A 23786-nucleotide genomic window follows, 5' to 3' on the forward strand; every position below is an offset into this window, starting at 1 on the left:
TTGCCATGGATAAGCAAACAAGAATTTACCTTGCTGGCCACCTGGGGTTGGCAGGTTCAGCCATTGCTCGTGCATTGCGCGCTTCAGGCTACCAGAATATTATTACTAAAAACCATCAGGATCTTGAATTATTAGATCAAGTTGCTACCGACAACTTTTTCAAAGCATACCAACCTCAAGTGGTAATTCTATGCGCAGCTAAAGTTGGAGGAATCTTAGCAAACAGCACTTACCCGTATGATTTTTGTTATCAAAATTTATCTATTCAAAATAATGTGATTAGCTCAGCTCATAAATACAATGTTCAGCGTTTTATTTTTTTAGCTTCAAGTTGTATTTATCCTAAATTAGCATCTCAACCAATTCGCGAAGAATACTTACTAACTGGTACTTTAGAAGAAACCAACCATGCCTATGCCATTGCTAAACTTGCTGGGGTTGAATTAATTAATTCACTGCGAAAGCAACATAATCGAAGTTACATTACTCTTATGCCGACCAACCTCTATGGAATAGGTGATTCGTACGATACAAACCACAGTCATGTCTTTGCCGCACTGATTAAGAAAATACATCAGGCAAAAATTTCCAATCAACCAACGGTTACTCTTTGGGGAACTGGTAAACCACGCAGAGAGTTTCTTTTTAGTGATGACCTCGGCGATGCGGTGTGCCATTTATTACAATTAGATGAGCCAACTTTTACTAGCTTTGATATGTTAAATGTAGGAGTTGGCAGAGACGGTACTATCCTAGAGCTTGCCCAAACCATTGCTCAAATACTACAAACAAATGTAACGTTCACTTTTGATACCAGTAAACCAGACGGCACGCCACAGAAACTACTTGATGTTTCCAGATTAAAATCCCTTGGCTGGAGTGCAAAGACCCCGCTGGAAACGGGTGTTTCAATCGCCTATCAAGATTTTCTTCAAAATCATTCTACATGAGCATCGCAAAACCGCGAACAGGTAAACAATTATTTGCATCAGGTGCAATAGTTGGGGGGTGCACTTTATTATCTAAAGCCACCGGACTGTTTCGGGATATGCTCATGGCAAAAGTATTTGGTGCCAGCGCCTTTGTAGATGCTTTTTTTGTCGCTTTGCGAATTCCTAATTTCTTTAGACGCACGTTAGGTGAAGGGGTATTTAGCAATGCCTTTATCCCGGTGTACGCTAAAACTATTGCTACCGACCAACAATCAAGCAACTTGCTCGTCTCAGAAGTATCAGTGGTTTTATCATGTACCTTATTAAGCATTTGTACTTTGTTTATCGTGTTTGCTCCTATAGTCATTACCATTTTTGCACCTGGTTTTTCTGACAATGTAGAGCAGGCAGAAGCCGCTACGATAATGCTTAGATGTACCATGCCTTATTTATTCTTCATATCGCTTTCAGCCATGCTGGTTGGGATTCTCAACACGCATAACAGGTTTGTCTATGGAGCAATCGCCCCAACATTATTTAATATTTGTATTATTGGAGCTATTTTAATTGGTCAATATATGCAATTAATTTCTTTGCATATTTTATACCTATCCTCAATTGCAGTTTCTCTTTCAGGGTTGCTGCAATGGGTCATGCTCAGAATCGCTATTTCTAAACATGGGCATCCGTGGATTCCAACGCTTAACAAATCTTTACGCCATGCAAAAGAAGTAATACGATTGATGCTCCCTTCTATGGTTGCTTCCAGTGCGTTTCAAATTAACGCTCTTGTTGATACCATTATCGCATCAATGTTAGTAGTGGGAAGCATAACTTGGTTATACTACGGGGATCGGCTTATGGAAGTACCACTTGGTATTTTTGCCATTGCAATAGGGAGTGTGCTCCTACCTGCGCTAGCCAGATCCTATGCTGTTCAAGACACCAATGAATTTCACAAAACGATTGCTTGGGGAGTACGATTAGTACTTTTTGTCTCACTACCATCCTTGGTAGGCTTAACAATTTTGGCGACGCCTATTATTCAAACATTTTTTCAATATGGGGCATTTACCAGTTTAGATGTCAAGCTAACTGCATATAGTTTGATTGGATATGTGGTTGGACTACCGGCACTGATGTTGATTAAAGTATACTCTTCAGCTTGGTTTGCATTACAAGATAGCAAAAAACCAATGATGGCTGGATTATTATCACTCGGTATGCACCTAGCTCTATCAATAGGAGTGTTATTGACTTGGGTGCTGTTATCAGGAGAAAACAAACCCCAATGGCTTCATGTTCTCTTAGCACTCGCGACAAGCGCAAGCGCCTTAGTTAATTGTTTTTTATTACGACAATGGTTGCTTGATAATTTTAAAGAGTATTACAAAACCCATTCTGATGGTTGGGACATTGTGCCTAAGCTGACAATCGCTTGTATTGCAATGGCAACAATTCTTTTGATTGCAAAAGAATATATTGTTATCGCAGATGGTACATTTCTGTTCAGACTTATTCAGCTCACTACCATGATTACCATTGGTACAGTGGTATTTTTTGTTACAATTACCTTAGTAGGTATCAATGTTCGTTTGCTCATTACAGAAAAACAATAGTCATACGTCTTTTCAAAACGCCATTATCACGATTGGAAATTACGATGGCATACACCTCGGGCATCAATCCTTAATCCGTGTTTTACTCCAAATTGCTGCAGAGCAAAATAAAGTGAGTTTAGTATTAACATTTGAACCAAGTATTCAACAACATTTTGCTAAAACTAAATTAATTGAGGTAAATCCCAACAATCCCAACAATCTTATGAGCGGGCAATTAAATCTTGGAGGGCTGAGAAGAAAATTTGAAGTATTAAAAACTATGGGGGTAGATTTTTTGGCAGTGGCATCGCCAAAACATTCTTTTATTTCCATGTCTGCAGAAAACTTTATTAGCAACATATTAGTAGAAAGATTAGCAATTGATACCATACTTGTTGGAAAAGATTTTCATTTTGGTCATAAAAGACTCGGCACTATCGCCACACTACAACAGCAAACTAAATTCAAAACTATAGTATTTCCTGATACCTGTGACAGCAATCAAAGGATCAGTAGCACAAATATTAGAACGCTGATCAATATGGGAAGGATTACTGAAGCAACTAGACTGCTAGGTTCGCCACTGAGTGGGTATGGCAGGATAGTGCGTGGATTAGGCATAGGGGCATCGCTTGGCTTTCCCACTGCAAATATATATAGTACCAACCTTCAATCATGGCCGATGGGAGTATACATTGCCAAAATGCATCGCAACAAAAATAATATTAGAACTGCTCATCTCTGCGCTTTAAGTATTGGGACCAGGCCGACGATTGCCCATGCTGTCGGAAAAGTAATTGAGGCTCATCTTTTAGATTATTCTGGGAGTCTCTATGGGGAATGGGTACACATTGAAATGCTAGACAAGATTAGAGACCAAGAGCGCTACCATACTAGAGAAGCATTAATATCTGCGATTGCACATGATTGCGCATTGGTGCGCACATGGAAATAACTAAAACTTTCCTTCAATAATAAATGTAGGGAAAAAATTACCGCTGGTTTGTTCTTTAGGATTATTGTAGTTAACATAATTGTCGCCATAATCATAGCCTGAAGTATTCGGCCTAATTAAATCCGAGGCGCTAACTAATTCAATTTTATAACTCCAGTTAGAATCTCGCTCCTTGTAAGTAAAACCAAAATCAAATTGAAAAAATAACGGTAGCCTGCTCTCCTTGTATCCTTCGTAAACAGGAAGGTAATAATCAACATCTTTGCCCGCAACTTGAATAGTCTGTTTTTCGCTTCGGCCTATGACTCTAGTGAACGGCTGCCCATCATGAAGAATTGATCTTATCCCCCAAGTCCAATTGCTATCACTGGATATCACATCGCCAAATGCTAGATTAAAAGAATTAGGTTGATCTCCTGAATATGGATAACTAGCTTCACTGTTACTATTTTTTCTTTTCCCACTACTGCGCGATAGTGCCACATACAGAGAACTATCTCTGGAATAGGTTTTTCTAAACTCAACATCTATGCCACTAGCTTTTCCAATCGCAGTACCCACTACACATTTAATACACCCCGGTACTGGTTGGATGCCTAACCGTTCGGTTGGCTTATTCCATAATTCTACTTTCCAGAACAGCCCATCTTGATTAGTACCTGAGAACCCCAATATCTGATGTTGTGTTTTTATCAAATCAATCACGCCTGGCTGACCAAAAGTTTCCGTTAAATAAATATCATCTTGCAACTGCACATAGGTGCCGTAGAGAATATATGCTTTAGCATTTACATCTGGGAAGGGAAACTCCAGTCTATACCTATCAGAAAAACCTGAATAATAATATTTTTTTCCTTTTGCGACATTATTGCTTAATGCAACATTAATACCTCGCGTGCCGATGCTAACCAGCACTGCAGGATCTGTGTAGGTATAGGTCCAGTAGGGCTCTATGGATAAAAAATCGTCTCTTTCGTTGGCTGAAGTTTTTTGGGTTTTAATTAATCCTGGAAATTGAGAGCCAGTATCATTTGAAGGAGGAGCAGTAATATACCCATCCGCAAAAGCAAATACTTTCCTAGTATCAACTCCAATAAAAAACTGATTTTTTTCATTTAAATAAAACTCATGTCGACTCAGCACTTCAACCCCTTTCAATTTTGTATCTATGCCATAAGGTTTTCCTGGCTCTGGATCGTTCGCTCCCGCAGTCTGCGTGCCTAATGTAATAAAACTAGTATTTTCATACAAATTAACATATTGGGAAGATTGATACCAGCCACCGACATTTTCTATCCAACGAACACCGGCAACGGTAAAGCCTCTACTAAAATTTGCAGCGCCTAAAAATGTTGGGTCATCGGTTTTCTCAAATAAAATTCCCGTGGTGTCATCACTTTTGATTACGGTAAAATCAACAAAACCATTTTCAGTTTTAGAATGAAGTCTGGCTTGGATATCATAAAATTTTGGGAATTGAGTGAAGGTAACCCCAGTATTCAATTTTAGATTTTTCAAAAAGAAATCTAGATAGCTTCGGCGCGCAGCAAACCAAAAACTCTCAGTCTCACTTAATGGCCCCTCTAATAAAAAACCAATCTCAGTACCAAATCTATACTCATGATGAAATGTATCTTCTCGAGGATTGCGCAAGCGCACATCAATTACCCCGCCTACTGCATTGGCATACTTACTACTAAACCCGCCAAGGATTACATCAAAACCTTCAATCAGAGATGAGTTCACTACAGAATATGATTGTGAACCACCAAAATGAAATATATAACCTACTGGCAACCAATCTACAATATATTGATTATCGACTAGATTTGAACCACGAATGTAATACCCTTGATCAGGACCAAAACTATTGGCCTGTGGCGGAGAAACACCAGATATGATTTGAATAGCGCTGAGAATGTCTCCTCTTCCACCTGGCACTTGGCTAGCTTCTTCTATTGAAAAAGTTGTTGCACTACTTCCATTGTCAATGACCCTACCTATAATTTCAACTTCTTCGTCAGCTCCTAAAGCAGAAAAAGGCACTTGGAAAAGGGATATGAATGATACTACTAAACAAAGATTTCGATATTTTACTAATTGAAACAACCACATACCATTATTATAGTGTCAATCATTTAAATTTCTAGTCACACCACGATTACAATTCAGAGCAACTAGTAGCGCTAACCTGTAAAATAAAGACATTATTAGCAACCAGTAGCTTCAATAAAATACTCCAGTGAATAACCCAGATCATAATAATAGACCCAAGCACCTAAAAGATACAGTACATCTTCCGCAGACTGACTTTCCTATGAAGGCAAATCTAGCCACTAAAGAGCCTGAGATGCTTAAGCAATGGGAAATAGAAAATATCTATGACACTATCGAAGAAAACACCAAAGACAAAAAAGATACCTTTATTCTCCATGATGGCCCTCCCTACGCTAATGGAGACATTCATATCGGTCATGCAGTAAATAAAATACTAAAAGATATAATTGTCAGAAGCCAGCTACTCCTCGGTAAAAAGATAGAGTATCGTCCAGGATGGGATTGCCATGGGCTACCAATAGAACTTGCCGTAGAAAAAAAATATGGCAAAGGCAAATTAAGCAACGATGAATTTAGAAAAAAATGTCGCGAGTATGCTGAAGAACAAATTACCAAACAAATGCAGGACTTCAAACGATTGGGGGTGCTGGCAGATTGGCAACGCCCCTACAAAACTATGGCATTTGAAACAGAAGCCAAGACCGTAGAAGCACTCAAAACAATTTGGAAAAATAAAAAATTAGTGCGCGGTGCTAAACCAGTACATTGGTGCATAGACTGCAAATCCGCTCTCGCAGAAGCAGAAGTTGAATATAACGACCACAGCTCACATTCCCTATATGTCTCATTCCCAATCGCAGCGCAACCAACTAACCATGCTACCATTCCACAGAACACAGCATTAGTAATATGGACGACAACTCCTTGGACACTCCCTGCCAATCAAGCAGTGTGCCTTAACCCTACCGCAGAGTATCAATTAATTCAGATCACCAACCTCAAGCATCAAAGCTCCATCACCAACTACCTTATCGCTAAATCATTAGCAGAGAACTTTATTCACACCATCACAAAAACCCATGAACATTGCACCGCCACCATCCTTACCAACATGTATCTCGGCAATCAACTCTCGCTCACCCTACACCACCCTTTTATAAAAAATAAAATCGTACCAGTAGTGCAAGGAGACTTTGTTGCACTTGACACAGGTACAGGGGCAGTCCATATTGCACCTGCGCATGGCCTAGATGACTACTACATTGGAATTAAATATAACCTTCCCAATACTACCAGCATCAATGAGCAAGGCGTCTTCACCCCTGACCCATCCAACACCAATGCATGGGATAATCAGTTCTACGCCAAAGCTAATCAAATCATCTTAGACACCCTTCAATCACAAGGTAATCTCATACACCATGAAACCTACCAACATAGCTATCCCCATTGCTGGAGACATAAATCACCTGTGATATTTAGAGCAACGCCACAATGGTTTATCTCCATAGACCAAAAAGCAGCACAAGATGCCATTAAAGAATCTCAGTGGTTTCCAAATTGGGGGCAAGAGAGAATTTCCAAAATGGTAGCTGGGCGAACAGAGTGGTGCGTCTCCCGTCAAAGAATCTGGGGCACACCCATACCCATAGTCGTCTATAAAGAAACAGGCGAACCTCATGAATCATTTAACGATACAAGCGACAATAGCCTGCAAACAAAAATATTCAATTTAGCAATTAAAACAATTAGTGAAGGAGGCATAGAGGCATGGCATAGCAACCTCCCAGAACTTCTATCACTACTTAAAAATGAAAATAAAAATGACGCACTCACCATCGCCTCTGACACGATGGATGTCTGGTTTGATTCTGGCGTAACGCACCATTCGGTGCTGAATGATAGAAAACATAATCGCCCGAAACAAGACAGCAATCAGGGAAACCATCAAACACCAACTGAGACAATTCTCTACCTAGAGGGCTCAGACCAACATCGTGGATGGTTTCAATCATCACTGCTCACCTCAGTTGCCATGCATGGCTATGGCGCACCCTATGATCATGTCCTCACCCATGGATTTGTCGTTGATGAAAAGGGACATAAAATGTCCAAATCACTCGGCAATGTCATAGCACCACAAACCATCCTAAAAACACTAGGCGCAGATATCCTAAGGCTCTGGGTCGCCAGCAGCGACACCACCAATGAAATAAAAATTTCAGACACCATCCTTCAGCAACATGCAGATGCCTATAGAAAAATCAGAAACACCCTACGCTACCTACATAGCAATCTCAATGACTTCAATCCTAAAACAGATACCCTGCCATTTGAAGAGCTGTTGCTCATTGACCAGTGGGTTGTACTTCAGATTATTTTATTGAAAAATAAATTCTTAGAACTCAGCGCAGCTTATGATTTCAGTAATGCTGTACATGAGATTATAAATTTCTGTACCGTTACATTAAGTAACTATTACCTTGATCTAAACAAAGACAGAATGTACACTGGAGCAAAAAATGGCCGACCAAGAAAGTCTGCCCAAACTGCTATGGATATTGCTCTTACTACTTTAATAGAACTTTTATCTCCAATATTTCCATTCACTACCAAAGAAATAAAACATTTCTATCGCTATGAAATAGGTGGCTTCAATTACAGCATACCAAATGAGAATAAATTAGATTTATTTTTAACGCAAATAGATATTCAAAATAAATTTCAACAAAGTGGATGGATCAAACCAGGTATGATTATGACATTTACTCATATGCTTCAGAATGTTCATCCTGGAAAACTTTCTGTATTTGATTATATATTTATTTATTTCAATTATTTAATATTGCTTAAAAATACCTACGAGACTAAAATGGAGCCACACAGAAAAGAAGGCACTATCGGCTCTTCTTTAGAAAGTGAAGTGCAAATTATTTGCGATCAGAACACCTATGATCTTCTCACACCACTCGGCGATGAATTGAGGCATCTTTTCATCTGCTCTAAAGTCGCACTATCAATTGATAGCACTAAAAAAAATATCAGTGAGATTGAACTTCAGGTCACCAAGTGCCCACACACCAAATGCGAACGATGTTGGCATTATGAAGAGTCTTGCACAGATTATACCTTTGCAGATGGCTCACACAATACTATATGTAGTAGATGCATTACTAATCTTGAAAACCCTGATACAGGGGAAGAAAGAAGATATTTATAGTTTGATCCCTTAGAAAAGTAAAAACCTAATCAATAAATCTTTGTATTTCTAGAGGACAAGAGAAGCCAAGTAATTCTTTTATTAACTTTGCGCACCTTCGAGCAACAACACTCTAGCGTGCAAAGAATCTTGCTTTTCTGATATCCGAGTAATATCTAACCTAACCACATGAATATCATTAGCAACTTCTTTAAACCCCTTGGCCATTTCAGCTCTTAATTCGGTAATTTCATTTTTAAATTCTTTTCTTAATTCTTTACTTTCTTGAACTAATTCTTTAATTTGAAAAATCAATTCAGCAAACTTATCATCTACATTCTTAAACTTATCATCCACATTCTTAAATTTATCATCCACATTCTTAAACTTTTCATCCACAAGTTTAAACTTATCGTCCATCTTTTGGTCAAGTGATGCTTGGCAGACTCCCATTAAATTAAATCTATGCATACAATAAACAAACAGTATCAATACTGCTATATTAAACTGTGACAAATCTTTAATCAAAGTAATTACATTTTCCATGGCATCTCCATTTTATTATAATCATTTAGTTTTATGCATATCTTATTATTATAAAAATATAAAACGATGAGGGAAATTCAGATTTTTTTACCTACTAAATAACGACTCTTGAAAGTTTCAATGGTAAGTTTAGAAACGAACTTTTAAATAAAGCGTACTTCACAAATATTCAAGATGTTAGTGAGAAGATTAATAAATACCAGAAGTATTTCAACGAAGAACGACCACATAGCGCACTTAAGTATCAATCACCCATGCAATTCTTGAGTGCTGTAGGTTAGCAAGAATTTCATTTAAGAATTGGTACAGACGATGGGCTAGTTCAGAGGCTGTCATAAAAAAAAGCACAATATATAAATTTAATGCTAGAATACAAGTATGAAAAACATATCAAACCTTAATCCACTACCAGCTTTTAAATTTTTTTTACTTGGGCTTCTTTTAAGCAATGCATTCAATGCAATTGCCATCGACTATATTAATCTTAATGTAAATCTTATAGATGGTGAGAGTCCTGAGTGGAGAAAAAAAGAAGAATCTACTGTTAATGATTCAATTATCTATGCAAATAATTACTGGACAGAAAGCGCTCTGAATAATCCTAAATTTGATTTAGATTACATTAGATTCACTAGACTCACTCAATCAGTAATTGATCAATTAGCGAGTAAGTATAGAAAAGATTTTGCTCGTGGTATTGACAAAGATTTAATAAGGTTACTAGCTGAAAGACAAACTACGGTTGAAGTCGCTAGAACATTAGAAAATGGTACTGTATTGATTATGAAAGGTACTTTAGACAGCTCAGCCTTGACCAATTCAATCAAAGATTTTACAGTAGGCATTTATGATCGTATGAAACGCTATCAAGAAAACCCAGCCTCTTGTGTGGCTAGTGGGCTAACCTGCTATGCAGATTATGCAAGATTCGGTACTATTAACTACGATGATATTGAAAGTGTTATAAAAGTATTCAAACTTGAAAATACTATTGAGAAAGAAAAAGAATTTAAGGCTAAAAAGTTAGAATTAATAAAATCATTGCAAGAGACAGTCAAATCCATAAAATCAAACTTGAAAATTGCAGTTATCCTTGAATGTAAAGGTTGTTTTGACAAAGAAATAAAGCCTTTACAATTTAGTCTAATTAATGAAATTGCTGCCGATGAATCGCGCAGGAGAAGAATTGAAGCACGCACAAAATACGGCATGCAGGACGTAATAAAAGAATTTAACGATCAATTACAAAAATCACTTACTAATGACTTTGTTGCAAACGGATATACAACCCCGCTGTTTTTAACTAGCACTCCTGATACCTATGATAGTCAGACACTATACATATATGTTAATTATACAATTATTGAGATGTTTGGAAGTGGGGCGTATGATAATAAATTATATATTTCCTTTACTACCTTAGGGGTTTTAGGCTCCAAACAATCCAACTTCTTGGTTACGGATTATTTTACTAAATCCTATTTTGAAACACCAATCCCAGCATTTGTAAGTATAGTACCTAAATCTACTAGAGTTATTATTGAGAATCTCAACAATAATTTCTTATTGTATAGTTATTAATCTCATGCAACAGGAAAATAATTATAATAATTATAATAATTATCACCGCTCAAACAATAACACACTACCAGCAATGAAGTTGATTTTGATAGGGTTACTTTTAAGTAGCGCATTGAATACGGCTGCCATAGACTATATTAATCTTAATGTAAATCATATCGATGGTGAAAATTCTGATTGGAAGAAAAAAGTAGATTCTTCCGTTAAGGGAGAAAAAGTCTATGCAATTAATTATTGGACTAAAATTTCTATGAGGCGGTATCCTGATCTTGAAATAAATAATGCTTGGTTCATACAAGAAGTAGTTGATCAATTAGCGAGTAACTATAAAAGTGCTTTTGCTAGAGGTATTAACAAAGATTTGATTAGATTATTGGCTGAAAGACATAGTACGGTAGAAATTGCGAAAATGTCATTGGCTAAAAATGATAGAGAGGTAATAATTAAGGGTAATATGGATAGTGCTGTCGTGAGCAAATCTATAAAAGATTTTACCTTAGGCACTTATGATCGTATGAAACGCTATCAAGAAAACCCAGCCTCTTGTGTAGCGAGTGGGCTAACCTGCTATGCAGATTTTGTACGATTAGGTACAATTAGCTACGATGACATTAAAAGTGCCATTGAAATATTTAAGCTTGATAATACAATTGGGAAAGAAAAAGAATTTGAAGCTAAAAAGCTCGAATTATTAAAAGCAGTGCAGGAATCAGCTAAATCCATAAAATCAAATTTGAAAATTGCAATTATCTTGGAATGTAAAGATTGTGTAGATAAAGAATTAAGAGATGCTGAAACTGGAGAATTACTCTTAGAAGGAAAGGCCTTTGAACAGATTAATAAAAGAGCTATAGCGCGTACAAAATACAATATGCAAGACTTAGCAAATGAGATGAATAAACAATTACAAAAATCACTATCTAAAGACCTTGTGGGATACGGATTTTCAGTGCCAATCTATTTAACGAGTAAACCAGAAAAATATGAGAGCGAGACACTGTACTTGCATGTTTCATATACTGTTAGAGAGTATTTTATAAATTATGATCTTGAAAATTCTTTAGTTATTGCCTATACAACCCTAGGAGTTTTAGGCTCCAACCAATCCAACTACCTAGTTTCGAGTTATTACGAACACCCTTATTTAGATACACCAATTCCAGTATTTGGAATATTAGTGCCCAAGATTACTAAAGAAATTATCAGCAAACTCAAAATAAATTATCAGCTGTACAATTATTAATTTTGACCATATCCAGTAAAACTGTGCCAAATGCCTGATGAGATATCAGGCCAATCTACAAACTTTACTTGTGATTCGCAGAAGTATCTATAGTTTGATCCCTTAGAAAAGTAAAATCCTAATCAATAAATCTTTGTAGTTCTAGAGGACAAGAGAAGCCGAGTAATTCTTTTATTAACTTTGCGCACCTTCGAGCAACAACACTCTAGCGTGCAAAGAATCTTGCTTTTCTGATATCCGAGTAATATCTAACCTAACCACATGAATATCATTAGCAACTTCTTTAAACCCCTTGGCCATTTCAGCTCTTAATTCTGTAATTTCATTTTTAAATTCTTTTCTTAATTCGGAAATATCATTTTTAAATTCTTTTCTTAATTCTTTACTTTCTTGAACTAATTCTTTAATTTGAAAAATCAATTCAGCAAACTTATCATCCACATTCTTAAACTTTTCATCCACATTCTTAAACTTTTCATCCACAACTTTAAACTTATCGTCCATCTTTTGGTCAAGTGATGCTTGGCAGACTCCCATTAAATTAAATCTATGCATACAATAAACAAACAGTATCAATACTGCTATATTAAACTGTGACAAATCTTTAATCAAAGTAATTACATTTTCCATGGCATCTCCATTTTATTATAATCAATTAGTTTTATGCATATCTTATTATTATAAAAATATAAAACGATGAGGGAAATTCTGATTTTTTTACATACTAGATAACTAAAGATTACGCCTTTGCAGATGGCTCGCACGATGTTATATATAGTACTTATGTCAAAGGCGGAGTTGTTTTACTTATGCCATGATTTAAATAGGGGTGGAGGTGCAACCCGATTAGCAGAGCAAGGCTATTGCTGGAAACGAACTTCTTACAAATTGAAAGAAGTTGATATATCCAACTTGCAATATTTGATAAATATAGCTATATATATCAAATATATCTTATAATTATAGGATGAAAAGGGATCTTGATTCAGTTATCAGCAATTCAATCAATGCAAAGCCAGTAATACTGGTTGGGGCTAGGCAAGCTGGCAAAACCACCCTAGCCAAGATGATTGCAAGTCAAGCTAATGGTTACCAGTATTTTAACTATGATGTTGCTGAAGACAGGAAAATAATTCTAAAGCAAGCATGGGATTCCTATTCCTCTGTGCTTATCCTAGATGAAATACAGAAGATGAAGCAGTGGAAGACATGGCTAAAAGGAGTGATTGATAGTAAAAAACCAAAGATGAAGTTACTCGTTACTGGGAGTATGAAATTAAATCTATTGCGAAGGAGCGGCGATTCACTAGCAGGCAGATATCTACAGCATCATTTATATCCTGTAACAATAGCTGAACTACAGCAGGAATATAGTTGGGACGCACAGCAATCACTAGAACATCTCTTGCGGCGAGGTGGCTTTCCAGAACCATGTCTAGCAACTAATGACGCTACTGCACAACAATGGCACAACCAATACGCACGAGACATTATTAGGAACGATCTATTAGAACTAGACTCTATTAGAAGTATTAGTAGTATTGATGTGCTCTATGAGGAACTTAGGAGCAAAGTTGGATCTCCCCTATCAATCACAGCCCTCGCTAGAGATATTGGACTTAGCCATCATCTCGTACAGAAATACCTAACACTGTTTGAAGCAGTGTTTTTACTTTTTAAAATTACCCCTTGGCACAAAAACATAGCACATGCAAACAAACTACAACCAAAATATTATTTTTACGATGTCTCGCAAGTAAAAAGATCAAGAGGCGTAACGCTTGAAAACATTGTCGCAATAGAACTCCACCAATGGGTACAGCTACAAAATGACTTAGGTAAGGGAAGCTATGCACTTCATTACATAAGAACAAAAGATGATGCAGAAGTAGATTTCGTAATTAGCAACCATAACACACCTACCCTACTCATAGAATGCAAACAAAGCGACGGCAAACCAAGCAAAAGTCTAATCAATATAGCTAAACGATGTGGCAACGCAGAAACTATACAGCTGGTTGAACAAATTAATCACCCCTACAAAGTAGGTAGCGTTGCCATTCAACCAATGGCGCAATGGCTGGTCAACTACTGCTCTATCAAAATAATGTAATATATTTTCTAAATATAAAACTACGATTTCGCTTAAATAAATATTTAAGCAGCTTATTGCCTAATCGGGCAGATTTTCCTAGCGATGCTAATTTTATTTCGCAAGTGCTCTTGAGAGCAATGATATCTTCAAAGGTAATCGTGCCTTTTAATTTGGTAATTGACCTTTACTTTATTTTAAGTTATAAATACATTTCAATATCAAATTCAGTATCTGTATCATCTGATAAGATTTTATCTTTTATCTCTTTGGGATTAGTTGATGAAACGAAAGCTTTGTACGATTCGCAGGAAAAGCGCACATCACAATGGCGACACACTTCAGATCCAAATGGTCTTTTAGAAACTGGCATTACTTTTTTCAATACGCTGGGTGGTGGTGGATTAAATTTGTAGTCTTCTATTTGGTCAACTATTTCTTTGCAGTCAGCGATTGTCTCTCGCGCAAGTTTAGCATTGGTATTAATCTGGAGAATAGGGTCCCAATCACGAATAAAAGAGTCTAATGTGGCGTTAGATTGGATTACACTTGATGAAGACTCAGGAGTTAGGTACAATTTTTTTATTTCTTGCTTAATATGTCTAGGTACGGAAGTAGAAATAACATAGGTGTTGGTTATGCTTTTGTCCTTATTATTAATATTCTTGCTCCAAATTTCTTTGCAGAGAGAAAGTTGTTTTTCACATTGAATTGCTATATCGGTGAGATATTCTTTGGGTTGTGTTTTAATTTCAAATAAAGCGGCACTCATTTCTACATCATCATATTGCATGATATCAACTACACCTTGAAGTGAGCATACTCTTCCTTTGGTGGTATTAATATTATTCTCTTGAATTTTTTCTTCGCTGGCAATGATACTATTTTTCATTTGCTCATGTTTCAGCCAGTAAGCAACTACTTCAATATACGCATTAGTAATAACATGGTTATTGAGTGTGTGGCTACCTTGTGATTTAATTTCATTGACATTATTATCAAAGTACTCCCGTATTTTTGCGAGATGATGCTTTGATATTACACTTTCACTCATGATGATTTGTTTTGTTTTTGCAAGAGCTCATAGTTGTGCATATCATTAATTGTTTTAAACACCAGAGCACCATACTGTGGGCCAATTTCTCGAGATGGAGTAAATCCAAACATTCGGTAAAACATATACTTCCTTGGGCATTGTTGATAAGAATTAATATCAGCACTGAGACTATAACTCTTTCCCAAACTAACTGTTTGTTTTTTTTCTTCATGAACACATTGATATACTTCTGATAAGGAAATACTATTTAAACTGTCAGTAATTGTTTTAAGTGAATCAATGCGATTTTGTTTTTTAAATCGCAACATAATCAGCGTATTTTTTGCTCTACTCATCGCGACATAAAATAATCTTGCAGTATCATACAGGGTAAGCTTAGCAATCGGTTCTAGCTGTTCTGGTGGCATAGTACTGTAACGGGGGATTACTTTCCTTATAAATGATTCAAGCACATTAACCTCATTTTTCTTTTTGTATAAATTGCCAAGAATAACTACGGGAAACTCCAATCCTTTTGATTGATGAATGGTGATAATGGGGACTCTGCCTTTGGGGAATGGGTCATCAGAGTCTTCGTGCTCTTTTATTTCCTGTAAATACATTGCCCGCAAATAACTTGAAAATCCTTTATGGTAAAACTTTGGCAAAATAGAAAATGATGGATTGTCATCGTCGTCTTCATCTTCTTTAGATTGGGTGAGATTGGCAAACTCTAGGGCAGAGTTAAGTTGTTTGGCGTAACCCATTTCAACTAAGGTGTTTAAAAAATCACTAATAGCAGAGAGCGTGTGCATGACAGTTACATCTTCATTGCTGGAGTTTTTATCTATGCTGAGCTGTTTTGAAAAATAACTAAACGAAAGTAGTTTATAGAATATATCTAGGAAACCATAATCAGAAGTAGAAGCGTAGGAGAGCATTCGTCTGAGTGGGTAACGGCTCATCCCATGCTCCATTAATTTATTTTGCCTTAACGATTTTGCGATTTGATTTTTTGCACTAACACCTTTGAGCAATGCGGCAAGATTTTCTTCACTTATTTTTTGGTCGCGATCTATTGCGCATTGAGCTATGCGTTCTGTTATTTCTTCAAGCCACACACATTGCAGTGCAATTTCTTTGGATAAGTTCTTGCAATATTTTTTTAACTCAGTGTCTTCTCGCATCTCCTCATGCGCCCGTTGAAGCACTGCTGGTATCCATGTTTTTAATTCACCAAAGATTTTTTTATCATACCCATAGATAGTGCAGAGTAAACCCACCATCACTTTGCTGACATCTTGTTCTAACATTAAACTCGCTCGTGGGCAATAGCTGGGTAGCCCGCTTTCGGCTAATGCTGATCGCAATTCTGATAAAAATTTATTTCCTTGTAAATAGGTAAATAAAATGGCAATTTGATTGTAGTCGCTGACTTTGCCCTCTGATTTTAATTTTTTAATTAACAAAACAAGATTGGCTATAGCATCTTCTTTAGAGTCTTGTTCATCGGTTACACAAACACTTAGGATTGCATCTGAATTGCGATTTTTACGATGGACTTGTAATTCCTTTTTGATATGAAATAGTGAGTTCTTTCCCCAATCTTGGCTTTCCATAAAATTCTGATAGGTGGTTACAATCTCTGGCAATGAGCGATAATTGGTATTCAGTGAAATCATAGTTGGCCGCATAGCTAAATAATGTTGGCATCGTAAATCAAATTGGGTGAAGTTTGTAACGGTAGCACCACGAAAGCGGTATAGGGACTGATCATCATCACCGACCACACATATATGGCTACCGGCTTTAGTCAACGCAAAGAATAATTGCTCTTGCACATGGTTGGTGTCTTGATACTCATCAATTATCACATGAGCAAAAGGGCTGATTTTCAATCTCACTACTCTATGTAACGCATCCTTCTGCATTAATGATAAATCACTGTAGCTATTTTCTGTGAGTGAGTTAACATAATATTGATACATTCTAAGTAAGCGTGAATCTAGATCATCGCCGACGCAATCAAGACTAGTATCAAATAACTCTTCGGAGAGACGATTAAACAATGAGATTACATTGTCGGTAAATTTATGCCGCGAAGTAGAATTAGTCTTCCCTAAATATTCATTTACTTCGGGAATAAAAGTCTCAATGCTCGTAGAGTTAATCCCAGCAAACTCAAGCATGGTATTCATAAAGGTATAGTTGTGTACATAGAGATATTGCTTAAACTCATCAAGTACCATGGGCACCTTTTTGCGCTCTCTGGCAACATCAAAATCTCTACTCCCAAGGATACGATAACAATTCGAATGGATGGTGCCTACGAACATCCCGGCGATATCTATGGATTCACCACTCACCTTTTGATATGAAGATAATAGTAGCTTTAATCCCTCAACTAATTCACGCGCAGCTTTTTTGGTAAAGGTACATAATAAGATTTCACTTGGCTTCACACCTCGATTGACCAATAAATTGAATGTGCGCCACAATAATACTCGGGTTTTGCCTGACCCAGGTGCTGCACTTAAAAACAAAGGGCTTCTTCCCTCATATAGAATAGCTTGTGCTTGTTCAGGGTTAGGTCTAAAACCTAATTGAGACCAGTACTGTTCAAGGGTTTTCATTTCAGAAGCCAAAGACATACAATTGTATTTATTAATTATAATTGAATTTCTAAGTAGATATTTAATTAATCAATACCGCAATGGGCATACCTTTGCTTAATTTTTCCTAATTAATTAAATGTATAATATATATCTTATATAAGACTTAGACTCTAATTTAACCCACTTGTTTCCTAACTACAGTTTTTCTAAAGCCAACATTCATGCAGGCATAGCAGTTGGATTAGTTAATGTGCCACTTTCCATTGCTATTGCTGTAGCCTCTGGCGCTACTCCAGAGGTAGGCATCATAACTTCTTTTTGGGCTGGATTACTATTTACAATTTTTGGTAGCTGTCCAGCAAATGTGGTGGGTACCGCAGCTGCGATATCTGGAGTATTGGGAGTGGTAGTCGCTAAGCTCGGTCCAGAATGTCTACCAACCATAACTTTAACATCCAGCGCGCTAATTGCTATTTTTTATTTTATAGGAATACACCGCTACTGCAGAATGGTTTCTTACGAAATAATTCTTGGAGTTACTATTGGTATCGCAGGATTAATTGCACTTGGTCAATCTTGTTATATTTTTGGATTTACTAGCATTCCAGAAATGAAAAACGCTCCACTTACTAATTTTTATTCTCAGTCTGCATTAATAAATATATTTATTTTTGTTATTGCATTAACATTACTATTTATACTTAAACTTAAAACAAAATTTCCAGGCGCAATACTTATTTTTGCTCTCGGTGTAGTGCTTGGATACTTTCAGTTTTTTCCTGATAAATTATATACCCTCAAAGATTCCTTTGGAACACTTACCTTTAAGCTTTTTATTCTTCCGAAGCCAACCATGTTAACATTTGAAATTATAGAGGTATCTATGGTTATAGCTTTTATATGTATTATTGATACAGTGTTATCCGCTAAGTTAGTTGAACAACAGTGTGCGATAGGTTTTGATGATAAAAAAGAATTAAAAGGGCTAACAGTTGCAAATATTTTTTGTGCGCTGACTGGTGGGATACCAGCTACCGCATCATTTTCAAGGTCTAGTTTTATGGGTCAATCTGGTGCAACTGATAAAAGTGCAGGTATTTTAAATGTGGGCACTATGGTGATTATATCGGCTGTGTTTTTTTACTTATTTAGCTATGTTCCGATGGTAATTATAGCTGCAATATTATTTTATATTGCCCTTACCTTAATAGATTATTCCGCACTAATAAAACTGTTTAAAACAAAAAATCATTATTTTTGGATATTGATTTCATTAGGAGTAATTACCTATTTGGCCAATCCTTTGGTAGCAATTATTATTGGCGTTAGTTATGGCTGGTTAAAAAATAAATTTGTTGGGTCCTAATATTGCGTACCACTAGCGCACTTACAGTGCTCTGGTAATGCAATGAATTAAACTTGCTATTATGATAAAAACGGATAATCGGTGTACCCTTTCTCACCGCCACCATATAAATTTTTTACATCAAGACTATTAAATGAAGCGTTTAATTCAAATCGTTTGCGTAGATCTGGATTAGCTATGCAGAGTTTTCCAAATGATACTAAATCGGCATCATTAATGATAACAACTTCAGCTGTCGCTTTGTCATATCCATTATTAACCATCCATGCACTAGTACCCCCACAAGCAAGGTAGTGTTTTTTTAAGTGGGCATAATCAATTTGTTCTGCATGAGCATACTGATTATCTCTAGCGCCACCAGTGTCCCCTTCAATGACATGAATATACAGTAACGGATAGTTGGCAAGTTCTTTTAATAGATAAAGATACATTTGCAGGGGGGTAGTGTCACTTATTCCACATGCTTTAGTTGTAGGTGACAATCGGATAGCAGTTTTATGAGCACCAACTTCGCTAACTATTGCGCGTATAACTTCTAAACAAAGTCGGGCTCTGTTTTCAATTGTTCCTCCATACTGATCATCTCTCTTGTTTGCTGTATCACTTAAAAACTGATGTAACAAATATCCATTTGCACAATGGATTTCTACTCCATCAAATCCGCTTTTTATAGCGTTGCGACTAGCCACTACATAGTCATCAAGTAAACGAGGGATTTCATCTAAGCGTAGTGCGCGAGGTTCAGATACTTTAACAAATTTTGCCACACCATTTTCCAGCAATACTGTACGAGTATCAGCAGCAATAGCGGAGGGGGCGACTGGTTGAGCTCCTTGTATTTGCAAATCAACATGTGAAACGCGACCAACATGCCATAATTGAGAAACAAATTTACCGCCTAACTTATGCACTTCATGAACTATTGGCTTCCAAGCTTCTAACTGTGCCTGGCTCCATATTCCTGGAACATCAGCATAACCCTGTGCCTCATTACTAATAGCTGTGCCTTCAGAAATAATCAGACCAACTCCAGTTGCAGGATTTGCTCGTTGTGCATAGTAGCGTTTCATTAAATCATTGGGCATCGCTCCAGGAGCTCGATTGCGAGTTAGTGGTGCCATCACCATTCTGCTTTCAAGATTTATATTGCCAATTGAAACTTTTTCTATCAGATGTTTCATGCGTATGACACATATTACACGACTTTCGATTACACATGTTTTAGTTTAGAAATTGATTAGCTTTTTACTTATTGCTTTGGATACTATTACAGGCCAAGCGAGCAAATTAGCTTACTTGTTTCTGCAAGCAATCCTGATTTATCACAGCTAAATCCTAGTGAGCCAACTAGGTTGTAGAGAAGTTCAGAGATAAACCCTTCATATTTTGCTTTCTTTTGTTTGGTTTTAACTAAAGCAGTTGCAACAATAGGAGTGGTGTCTGTATTTGTTTTATAAATATTAACTACTCCAGTAGTGCCACTTGCTTTGATTAAATCTATTGCTGATTGTGCCTTATCAGTAACTCCACCTAATCTAATTAAGTACGCTATGTTGCCGAGCGGGACATTAACAGAGAGAGAGGTAAAATCTGGTGTTTCATTTACAGCACTTGATATAACTAGTTTATTAGTGATGCTTGCTATGTCACCACTAGTAGTCATAAGTGATAGCGCAGGTGATCTAATATGGTATGTATTAGTTGAAAGCGATGACGCGGTAATTATTCTTGCGGTAATTGTTACAGAATTAGCGGTAATTGAGAACGATGAGAAATCAATACTACCATTAGTTGCGCTGTTGTCTGTGGCTCTAAAAATAAGAGTAGCAGTTGGTCTGTTTATGTTGGAGGAGAGTGTTAGATTTCCAGAAGTTTGTTCAAGGGAGAGGATGCCTGACGAGAAAGTATTTATGGTGGCATTGAGAAGACCTATGCTTGCTGATTTAAGGTAGATGTTTCCTGCAGCTGCGGTGGTGAGCAAGAGGTTAGATGATGACCATGCGCTTGGTCCTGAGATAGTGAGGCTGTTGGTGCTATCTGCTACGCTACCATTGGTTGCCTTGAGAGTGAGGATGCCTGATGAACCAACAGAAATCGTTCCAGTAGTGGTGGTGATGTTTCTGTAGGCATCAAGGGTAAGGAATGCTGCATTGATATTAAATGTACCAAGTGAGATGGAGCCATTGCCAGAAGTAGTGTCAGAAGCTTTAAGAATAACTGTAGCAGTTGGTCTGTTTAAGTTAGTGGAAAGAGATAAATTTCCAGAAGTTTGTTCTAGTGAGAGGGTGCCTGTTGAGAAGTTGTTGATAGTAGCACCACCAAAAATACTGCTTGTTCTAATGTATATATTACCTGCAGCTGCAGTGGTGAGCAAGAGATTAGATGATGACCATGCGCTTGGTCCAGATATGTTGAGGCTGTTGGTGTTATTTGCTATGCTGCCATTGGTTGCATTGAGAGTGAGGATGCCTGATGAAACGATAGTGATAGCTCCAGTGGTGGTAGTGATGTTTCTGTAGGCATCAAGGGTAAGCGATGCTGCATTGATATTAAATGTACCAAGTGAGATGGAGCCATTGCCAGAAGTAGTGTCAGAAGCTTTAAGAATAAGAGTAGCAGTTGGTCTGTTTATGTTGGAGGAGAGTGTTAGATTTCCAGAAGTTTGTTCAAGGGAGAGGATGCCTGACGAGAAAGTATTTATGGTGGCATTGAGAAGACCTATGCTTGCTGATTTAAGGTAGATGTTTCCTGCAGCTGCGGTGGTGAGCAAGAGGTTAGATGATGACCATGCGCTTGGTCCTGAGATAGTGAGGCTGTTGGTGCTATCTGCTACGCTACCATTGGTTGCCTTGAGAGTGAGGATGCCTGATGAACCAACAGAAATCGTTCCAGTAGTGGTGGTGATGTTTCTGTAGGCATCAAGGGTAAGGAATGCTGCATTGATATTAAATGTACCAAGTGAGATGGAGCCATTGCCAGAAGTAGTGTCAGAAGCTTTAAGAATAACTGTAGCTGTTGGTCTGTTTAAGTTAGTGGAAAGAGATATATTTCCAGAAGTTTGTTGAAGGGAGAGGGTGCCTGTTGAGAATGTGTTTATGGTGGCATTGAGAAGACCTGAGCTTGCTGATTTAAGGTAGATGTTTCCTGCAGCAGCAGTGGTAAGCAAGAGGTTAGATGATGACCATGCGCTTGGTCCAGCGATGGTGAGGCTGTTGGTGTTATCTCCAATGCTACCATTGTTTGCCTTGAGAGTGAGGGTGCCTGATGAGCCAACAGAAATCGTTCCAGTAGTGGTGGTGATGTTTCTGTAGGCATCAAGGGTTACATTTGTAGCATACATGATATATGAGGAAATCATAATAGAGCCATTACCAGTTGTATTGTCAGTGGTTTTAAGAATAAGTGTAGCGGAAGGATACAACGGGTTTGATGTGAGAGATAGGTTTCCAGAAGTTTGTTCTAGGGAGAGGATTCCAGCCAAGAATGTGTTTATGGTGGCATTGAGAAGACCTGAGCTTGCTGATTTAAGGTAGATGTTTCCTGCAGCAGCAGTGGTGAGCAAGAGGTTAGTGGATGTCCATGCGCTTGGTCCAGAGATGGTGAGACTGTTTGTGCTATCACCAATACTACCATTGGTTGCCCTGAGCGTAAGGGTGCTTGATGTGCCAATTGAAATAGAGCCGTTCATACCACTAATATTCCTAGTGGTTGTGAGGGTTACATTGCCTCCTGATATATTGCCTCGTATATTAATATCAGCATTCGCTGCTGTACTTACAATGGAGATATTATTAGTAGAAGCAGTCGCACCAGAAATTGCTCCAAGTGAGAGCGAAGAAGTTCGTGATCTGATGAAAACATTACCGCTAGATGCGGTTGCGGATAACTCGCCTGTTTGAGAGTCTTGGGCAACGAAGATGGGTTCAGCTGAAGTACCGATAGAACCATTAGTTGAGGTCAATGCAATAGTTCCTGAATATGAGGTAACTGTAGATAAAGGAGAGCTTATAGTGTAATCAGTACTAAATGCTGAAGGAGGTTGTGAGTCAAAAATTATTTGCGTAAGACCGCCATCAATTATAATTGAAGTAACAGTATATACCGTAGAATTAACTTCTAATAGATCACCTACACTAATAGGCCTAGAATTAGAAAAATAAGCTATGTAAAAGGAACCACCATTTGGTATTGCGCCATACTGTGATACCCGATATATGGAGCTAGAAAAAAACCTAGTAATATCCCCTTCAGCTGAAAGAGTTACTGAATTAGCAGATATATTTCGATGGAAAACAAGAGCGGAACCTGATGTTATTGTGATAGTGCCTGTGCCTTGTGCTGTAATTGCTTGTGAGATATTTATATTGTCATTGGTGCCTGTGCATACAGAACCAGTACAGGTAGTAGTTAATGATAGATTAACATTATTGGCAAGGGTTAATCCTGAAGTAAAGGTGCCGCTCATGGAAATTCCATTAAGTGCGGAGAGAGTGATGGTTCCAGAAGTAATTGCCTCTAGGGTATTTTCGTAAATATTTGAAGTTCCTAATCCAGCTGTAGCA

At 37.4% G+C, this 23786-nt stretch carries 15 protein-coding genes; 8 read left to right on the forward strand and 7 right to left on the reverse strand.

All coding sequences use genetic code 11. From position 1 onward, the window contains the following. Positions 1 to 5 precede the first annotated feature (5 nt). The 3 genes from QM538_06160 to ribF are packed head-to-tail and all read left to right on the forward strand — an operon-like array spanning position 6 to position 3488. Positions 6 to 950, forward strand: a complete 945-nt coding sequence (locus QM538_06160) for a GDP-L-fucose synthase (GenBank protein ID MDI9348072.1) — start codon at positions 6 to 8, stop codon at positions 948 to 950. Next, positions 947 to 2551, forward strand: coding sequence for a murein biosynthesis integral membrane protein MurJ (gene murJ / locus QM538_06165; protein ID MDI9348073.1), 1605 nt, complete (start codon positions 947 to 949; stop codon positions 2549 to 2551). Before QM538_06160 ends, murJ begins: the two co-directional genes overlap by 4 nt. Continuing rightward, positions 2520 to 3488: a riboflavin biosynthesis protein RibF gene (gene ribF, locus QM538_06170; protein MDI9348074.1), complete on the forward strand. Its 969-nt coding sequence runs from the start codon at positions 2520 to 2522 to the stop codon at positions 3486 to 3488. The genes murJ and ribF overlap by 32 nt, the downstream gene beginning before the upstream one ends. Here ribF and QM538_06175 read toward each other — a convergent pair whose 3' ends face one another. Continuing rightward, positions 3489 to 5603: a Plug domain-containing protein gene (locus QM538_06175; GenBank protein ID MDI9348075.1), complete on the reverse strand. Its 2115-nt coding sequence runs from the start codon at positions 5601 to 5603 to the stop codon at positions 3489 to 3491. A gap of 127 nt (positions 5604 to 5730) precedes the next feature. On the opposite strand from QM538_06175, the gene ileS reads away from it, so the two are divergent. Continuing rightward, positions 5731 to 8766, forward strand: a complete 3036-nt coding sequence (gene ileS, locus QM538_06180) for an isoleucine--tRNA ligase (GenBank protein MDI9348076.1) — start codon at positions 5731 to 5733, stop codon at positions 8764 to 8766. Between the two features lie 81 nt (positions 8767 to 8847). On the opposite strand, the gene QM538_06185 is transcribed toward ileS, so the two are convergent. Further along, positions 8848 to 9291 carry a hypothetical protein gene (locus QM538_06185; GenBank protein ID MDI9348077.1) on the reverse strand — a complete coding sequence of 148 codons (444 nt, stop codon included), beginning with the start codon at positions 9289 to 9291 and terminating at the stop codon, positions 8848 to 8850. Between the two features lie 378 nt (positions 9292 to 9669). On the opposite strand from QM538_06185, the gene QM538_06190 reads away from it, so the two are divergent. Both QM538_06190 and QM538_06195 read left to right on the forward strand, forming a co-directional pair. Continuing rightward, positions 9670 to 10872: a hypothetical protein gene (locus tag QM538_06190; protein MDI9348078.1), complete on the forward strand. Its 1203-nt coding sequence runs from the start codon at positions 9670 to 9672 to the stop codon at positions 10870 to 10872. Between the two features lie 4 nt (positions 10873 to 10876). Beyond that, the gene (locus tag QM538_06195; GenBank protein ID MDI9348079.1) at positions 10877 to 12115 is read left to right on the forward strand and encodes a hypothetical protein; all 1239 of its coding nucleotides are present in this window, start codon (positions 10877 to 10879) and stop codon (positions 12113 to 12115) included. 174 nt (positions 12116 to 12289) lie between these two features. Here the strand turns inward: QM538_06195 and QM538_06200 are convergent, their stop codons facing one another. After that, positions 12290 to 12745 (reverse strand): hypothetical protein, encoded by a 456-nt coding sequence (locus QM538_06200; GenBank protein ID MDI9348080.1) that lies wholly within the window; start codon positions 12743 to 12745, stop codon positions 12290 to 12292. A 337-nt stretch (positions 12746 to 13082) separates the two neighbouring features. Here QM538_06200 and QM538_06205 point away from each other — a divergent pair, with 337 nt between their 5' ends. Beyond that, on the forward strand, positions 13083 to 14228 hold the full coding sequence (locus tag QM538_06205; protein ID MDI9348081.1) for an ATP-binding protein: 1146 nt from the start codon (positions 13083 to 13085) through the stop codon (positions 14226 to 14228). Between the two features lie 181 nt (positions 14229 to 14409). Here QM538_06205 and QM538_06210 read toward each other — a convergent pair whose 3' ends face one another. Together QM538_06210 and QM538_06215 are read right to left on the reverse strand one after the other, a co-directional pair. Beyond that, entirely contained in the window at positions 14410 to 15261 is an 852-nt protein-coding gene (locus QM538_06210; protein MDI9348082.1) for a hypothetical protein, read from the reverse strand. Further along, complete coding sequence (locus QM538_06215) at positions 15258 to 17894, reverse strand: ATP-dependent helicase (GenBank protein MDI9348083.1); 2637 nt, start codon at positions 17892 to 17894, stop codon at positions 15258 to 15260. The genes QM538_06210 and QM538_06215 overlap by 4 nt, the downstream gene beginning before the upstream one ends. Positions 17895 to 18042: 148 nt before the next feature. On the opposite strand from QM538_06215, the gene QM538_06220 reads away from it, so the two are divergent. Next, the gene (locus QM538_06220; protein ID MDI9348084.1) at positions 18043 to 19224 is read left to right on the forward strand and encodes a SulP family inorganic anion transporter; all 1182 of its coding nucleotides are present in this window, start codon (positions 18043 to 18045) and stop codon (positions 19222 to 19224) included. A 59-nt stretch (positions 19225 to 19283) separates the two neighbouring features. On the opposite strand, the gene QM538_06225 is transcribed toward QM538_06220, so the two are convergent. Further along, complete coding sequence (locus QM538_06225) at positions 19284 to 20405, reverse strand: alkene reductase (GenBank protein ID MDI9348085.1); 1122 nt, start codon at positions 20403 to 20405, stop codon at positions 19284 to 19286. A gap of 86 nt (positions 20406 to 20491) precedes the next feature. Continuing rightward, a partial coding sequence (locus QM538_06230) for a hypothetical protein (GenBank protein ID MDI9348086.1) occupies positions 20492 to 23786 on the reverse strand: 3295 nt, incomplete at its 5' end.

The sequence above is a fragment of the Candidatus Methylacidiphilales bacterium genome (genome assembly GCA_030054035.1).
In the GTDB taxonomy this organism is placed as follows: Bacteria; Pseudomonadota; Gammaproteobacteria; order JASGCS01; family JASGCS01; genus JASGCS01.

Bases quoted from the DNA above. Each gene is read 5' to 3' on its own strand.
- QM538_06175 (MDI9348075.1), bottom strand. From the start codon at position 5,603: ATGTGGTTGTTTCAATTAGTAAAATATCGAAATCTTTGTTTAGTAGTA.
- QM538_06200 (MDI9348080.1), bottom strand. From the start codon at position 12,745: ATGGAAAATGTAATTACTTTGATTAAAGATTTGTCACAGTTTAATATA.
- QM538_06190 (MDI9348078.1), top strand. From the start codon at position 9,670: ATGAAAAACATATCAAACCTTAATCCACTACCAGCTTTTAAATTTTTT.
- QM538_06210 (MDI9348082.1), bottom strand. From the start codon at position 15,261: ATGAGTGAAAGTGTAATATCAAAGCATCATCTCGCAAAAATACGGGAG.
- QM538_06225 (MDI9348085.1), bottom strand. From the start codon at position 20,405: ATGAAACATCTGATAGAAAAAGTTTCAATTGGCAATATAAATCTTGAA.
- QM538_06160 (MDI9348072.1), top strand. From the start codon at position 6: ATGGATAAGCAAACAAGAATTTACCTTGCTGGCCACCTGGGGTTGGCA.
- ribF (MDI9348074.1), top strand. From the start codon at position 2,520: ATGTTCGTTTGCTCATTACAGAAAAACAATAGTCATACGTCTTTTCAA.
- QM538_06195 (MDI9348079.1), top strand. From the start codon at position 10,877: ATGCAACAGGAAAATAATTATAATAATTATAATAATTATCACCGCTCA.
- QM538_06205 (MDI9348081.1), top strand. From the start codon at position 13,083: ATGAAAAGGGATCTTGATTCAGTTATCAGCAATTCAATCAATGCAAAG.
- QM538_06185 (MDI9348077.1), bottom strand. From the start codon at position 9,291: ATGGAAAATGTAATTACTTTGATTAAAGATTTGTCACAGTTTAATATA.
- murJ (MDI9348073.1), top strand. From the start codon at position 947: ATGAGCATCGCAAAACCGCGAACAGGTAAACAATTATTTGCATCAGGT.
- QM538_06215 (MDI9348083.1), bottom strand. From the start codon at position 17,894: ATGTCTTTGGCTTCTGAAATGAAAACCCTTGAACAGTACTGGTCTCAA.